Origin of the sequence: Deinococcus sp. Leaf326 (assembly GCF_001424185.1) — a bacterium.
Taxonomy (GTDB): Bacteria; Deinococcota; Deinococci; order Deinococcales; family Deinococcaceae; genus Deinococcus.
Genome location: NZ_LMOM01000083.1, coordinates 1 through 4,052, shown reverse-complemented (window position 1 = coordinate 4,052; position 4,052 = coordinate 1). Strand labels below are relative to the sequence as shown.

7 protein-coding genes are annotated in these 4,052 nt (G+C 60.3%); 5 read left to right on the top strand and 2 right to left on the bottom strand.

Annotated features, from left to right (window positions below):
• The first annotated feature begins 438 nt into the window (after positions 1-438).
• A complete protein-coding gene (locus ASF71_RS20515; protein WP_056303617.1) occupies positions 439-705 on the top strand; it encodes a hypothetical protein in 267 nt (88 codons plus the stop codon).
• A gap of 118 nt (positions 706-823) precedes the next feature.
• Here ASF71_RS20515 and ASF71_RS20510 read toward each other — a convergent pair whose 3' ends face one another.
• A complete protein-coding gene (locus ASF71_RS20510) occupies positions 824-1,456 on the bottom strand; it encodes a hypothetical protein (RefSeq protein WP_056303614.1) in 633 nt (210 codons plus the stop codon).
• Positions 1,457-1,509: 53 nt separating this feature from the next.
• Here ASF71_RS20510 and ASF71_RS20505 point away from each other — a divergent pair, with 53 nt between their 5' ends.
• Positions 1,510-1,776: a hypothetical protein gene (locus ASF71_RS20505; protein WP_056303611.1), complete on the top strand. Its 267-nt coding sequence runs from the start codon at positions 1,510-1,512 to the stop codon at positions 1,774-1,776.
• A gap of 32 nt (positions 1,777-1,808) precedes the next feature.
• On the opposite strand, the gene ASF71_RS20500 is transcribed toward ASF71_RS20505, so the two are convergent.
• Entirely contained in the window at positions 1,809-2,171 is a 363-nt protein-coding gene (locus ASF71_RS20500) for a DUF1064 domain-containing protein (RefSeq protein WP_056303610.1), read from the bottom strand.
• Positions 2,172-2,329: 158 nt separating this feature from the next.
• Here ASF71_RS20500 and ASF71_RS20495 point away from each other — a divergent pair, with 158 nt between their 5' ends.
• From ASF71_RS20495 to ASF71_RS20485, 3 genes are all read left to right on the top strand, one after another.
• The gene (locus tag ASF71_RS20495) at positions 2,330-2,821 is read left to right on the top strand and encodes a DUF4142 domain-containing protein (protein WP_056303608.1); all 492 of its coding nucleotides are present in this window, start codon (positions 2,330-2,332) and stop codon (positions 2,819-2,821) included.
• Positions 2,822-2,964: 143 nt separating this feature from the next.
• On the top strand, positions 2,965-3,264 hold the full coding sequence (locus ASF71_RS20490) for a hypothetical protein (protein WP_056303605.1): 300 nt from the start codon (positions 2,965-2,967) through the stop codon (positions 3,262-3,264).
• Between the two features lie 102 nt (positions 3,265-3,366).
• A complete protein-coding gene (locus tag ASF71_RS20485) occupies positions 3,367-3,879 on the top strand; it encodes a ferritin-like domain-containing protein (protein ID WP_056303603.1) in 513 nt (170 codons plus the stop codon).
• Positions 3,880-4,052: the final 173 nt, after the last annotated feature.

The following is a 4,052-nucleotide window of genomic DNA, read 5'->3' as shown; positions in this document are numbered from 1 at the left end:
AGAATGCTTAGAATCTGCTGCTCGGTGTACCGTTTTCCTTTCATCGCGCCTCCAGATTGCCCATCTTGTCGCAATCGGAGTGGACCGAGAAACAGGGGTCACGTCACACGACTGAGGCCCGACTTCTTGCACGCTTTCGAGATATTCCCCGTCTCAGCGAGAGCCAGAAGGAATTTCTCCATTTTTTTAGCTGTCTGTTCGGGCATGGACTTCACCTCCCTGGTGGGACTCTGCGCCATGTTGGAACACTCATCCTCTTTTTTAAGCAGGGGGAAACCCGGGTGGGACCGGGCGGCGACGCGGTGTACTCAGGCTGGGGTGTGAGTATCAGCCAGTACTTGGTCACGGAGGAGAGCCGCGCTCAGTTCATCAGCGGAGAGAGGGAGATGGCGTTGATTTGCAGAGGCGAAGTCACCCCTCAAAGGGTAGGGTGGATCTGTGACGAACATTCAAAAAGTCATCCTTGGCTGTGGATTGCTCGCCTTCATCTGGATCGCGTTCTTTCACCCGCCTCTGGTCGGCTACCTCGGTGCGCAGGGGAACGTAGATGCTCGGGCATTCTGCGCAAGTCCTGCAGCGGAGGACACGTGTTGGCAGATACTCGACTACGGTCTGGACCGACCGCGCCTCGTCTTGAATCTGATGTTCATCGCGCTGGTCACCCTGATTCTGATGGTCATCTCCAAACGACGTACACACAGCTGAGATCACCTTAAGCCATGAAAAAGTCCCGCACTTGGCGGGACTCGTGGAGGTTCGATTTGGGTCGCGTCCTTGACACCTTCTGGACTCTAGAAAAAGAGCAGCAAGTTTGTTCCAAAAATCAAGCTTGGTTTAATCCAGCCAACTCAGCTTGCATCAAATGGAGAGGCGCTTCCGCCTCCAGCACCCGCAACTGCACGGCCAGAGTCAGCACGGCCACGGCGTACCGCGTCACCCATTCCCGGTGCTGATGCCAGCGCCCATCCTCATGCAGGAGGCGCCCTGGGCAGTTGGCCCGCTCATGGCGCAACTTCTCCAGCATCTTGCCCAACAGCTTGCGCTCCACCGTCCCTGCGGCGGCCATCTCCGTGATGCACACGCCGACTTCCCCTTCCGTGAACTCACCCGCTGGAGTACGCAGGTACCGAGTAGGGGTCCGGGCGTTGCTCCCCAGCGTGATGAAGTCCAGCTCGGGTTCGGGGTCGTAGTGGAACGAGTAGGGGATCTTGACCTCCCGGATCTCCCAGGCCAGGAGGGCTTGGTACCAGGACTCGGCATACGCCCGGGCGTCCTTGGCTTCACGGCCGCCGGCAGTCAGAGCGGCTATGACCTCGCGGGCTGTGGGCTTAAGGTGGCGGCGCTGGGTGCGGGCGGCTTGGCGCCCATCACGTTCGGTTTCCAGGTCAGCGGCGGCGCGGTCCTCGGCCTGAGCCCTGGCGATTATGAGACGAGTCGGGTCGAATGGGTCGGTCATGCAATGCTCCAATTCAGTTCAAAGGCGGCAGGGGCCTGTGGTATGCAAGAGCTATGACCCCATTCGCCTCCTTGTCGCAGACTCAGCGCATCGGGATCGCGCTGCTGCTCCTATTCATCGTGATGGTGCCCAGGCAGACCGACACCCTCCTGGGTCAAGTGCTGCATAGCTTGCTGACAGTCGGCGCGATGGTCGGCTTCCTGCTCATCCTGCCGCGCCTCAAGGGGCAGCCCGTACTCCGCTGGGCGCGCGCCTTCATGTGGGTCGCAGCGGCTTGGAGCCTGTGGTTCAGCGTCCAGGGGATCTACTTGCGGTGGTAGATCGATCAGCTGCATCAACTCACCCCCTGAAGTCACGCTTCTTCCTTCCAGCCCTTGCCGCTGCGCTTGACCTTCACGAAGGTCATGAAGGAGTAGGCCGCCTGGACCTCCCGCCACTTGATCCCAAAGCCCTCGGTCTCCATGCCCTTCACGTCCCGCGTGTCGACCCGCCCATCTGCCCAGAAGCACAGAAAGTCCGCCACATACCGCGTACGCCCAGGCAGGTAGAAGACCGGCTGCCGCATCAGCCCCACCAAGCCGCCCGCCTGGACTGTTAGCTGCAGCATGTCGTGATAGTCGGCCTCGGCTTTGCTGTCGAATTTGATGCCGGCGCGCTCCGTGCGTACCGCCCCGAACTTGTGCGTGGCCTTCCGGCCCGGATGGAAGTGGGTCATGCTACTACCTCCTCAGCGCTCACGCTCGGGACTCGCCCAGAGAATCGGTTGAGAGCAACCGGTATGAGGGTCAGATAGAGAGAACCCACGGCGGTGGATAAATCTCCAGCTACACGCGAATTCATCTGACCCGTCAGGCTCAGGCCTAGGTTGTCAGCATGAACAAAGTCATTCCGCTGGCCCTGCTGATTGCCGCCACATCCGCCTCCGCTGCTGGCCTGAATGCCACCGATACGGGCTTCCTCGCCAAGGCGGTGCGCGGCAATAACTTTGAAGTCGAGGCAGCCAAAATTGCCCTGCAGATGTCGCGCTCGGAGACCAACCGCGCCTTCGCCCGCCAGATGATCGCTGACCACGCCAAGCTGGGCGCGCAGGTCAAGGCTGCTGTGGCCCAGGCCGATCCTCGCATGAAGCTGCCGATGACCGTGACCTATAAGCAGTGGGACATGCTCAAGTCACTCAAGACGTCGGGCCGGGGTTTCGACCGGATGTACCGCATGCAGATGATCAACAGCCACCGCGAGACCTACAACCTCTTCAACCAGTACAGCCAGTCCAGGTACGCTAACGCGGGTCTGCGCCGTGTTGTCTCGGCCGCGAAGCCTGTCGTGCACATGCACTGGAACCACGCGTTCAATCTGGCTCAGTAACGATCGCCGAGAGCGGAGAGGAGCGAGCAGGTTTCGCTCCTCTCCGCAGTGTCTCAAATAGATTGCTGTGCTTACCACTGCGCATCCCATTTCCATCGCTTAAGTACGTCGCTAACGCGCAGGTCATCTGTTACAACGTCAGGATGGCCCTCCCGACTCCCGAGTTGTCGCGCCGTCAACCTCTCGCCGGCCTGTGGTTGGCCGGAATCCTGGCGTTATGCCTTGCTCTGGTACCTAAAACAACGCTGTTGGGCGAAACCATCAGTGCGTTGGGGCAGGCTGGATTGACCCTGTCCTGGGTGGCTATCGTGACCTTGACGTCCCCTTTAGCGCCGAGTTTCCGCATCTTCTTGTGGCTGCTGGTCGCAGCGATGATCGCTTTCCAGGGCAGCGCCGTCTACTTCCACTGGCAAGCAGATCAGCTGCGGCTCCCAGCTTCCTGAGTACATCGTCATCTTTTCTCTCCTAAACAGCTGTTCACTGACCCCGCACGCAAAGGAAGCAGTTCGGCGCGAAGAATGGGGCTCAAGCACAAAGGAGACACCATGGGACTGTTTGGCCTGGGCGTGAAACTGAAGGACCTGCAAGACCTCTACGTGGAGCAACTTCGCGATCTCTACTCGGCTGAGACGCAACTCCTGGAGGCGCTGCCAAAGATGGGAGCTGCCGCGACGGCCGCTGAACTGAAGCAGGGTTTCTCCAATCACCTGGAGGAAACCCGGATTCAGGTGCAGCGTCTGGACGCCATCTTCCAGGATCTGGGCGAACAGCCCGGCGGCCACACCTGCAAGGCGATGCAGGGGCTGGTGGCCGAGGGCAGCGACATGATCAAGGAGAAGGCCAACCCGGCGGTCAAGGACGCCGGCCTGATCGCGGCGGCGCAGCGGATCGAGCACTACGAGATCGCTGGCTACGGTACGGTCGCAACCTACGCCAAGGTGCTGGGCCACCAGCAACATCTGGAACTGCTGCGCCAGACTGAGAGCGAGGAGAAGGCCACGGACAGCAAGCTCACGGCCTTCGCCCAGGAGATCAACCTAGAAGCTGCACAGGCGTAAGCCAGAGCTCCCAACCAGCCCGCTGCGTCGACGTGATGCAGCGGGCTCAACTATTGATCTCGGCATAAATTAGAGTCCATCAAGTGCTGTGGAAGCTGGATGTAGCGTACGCGCTGCCAGGCCCTGACCAACCGGGCCTTGAGCTCGTCCACGTTCGACGCACAGAAGTTCCC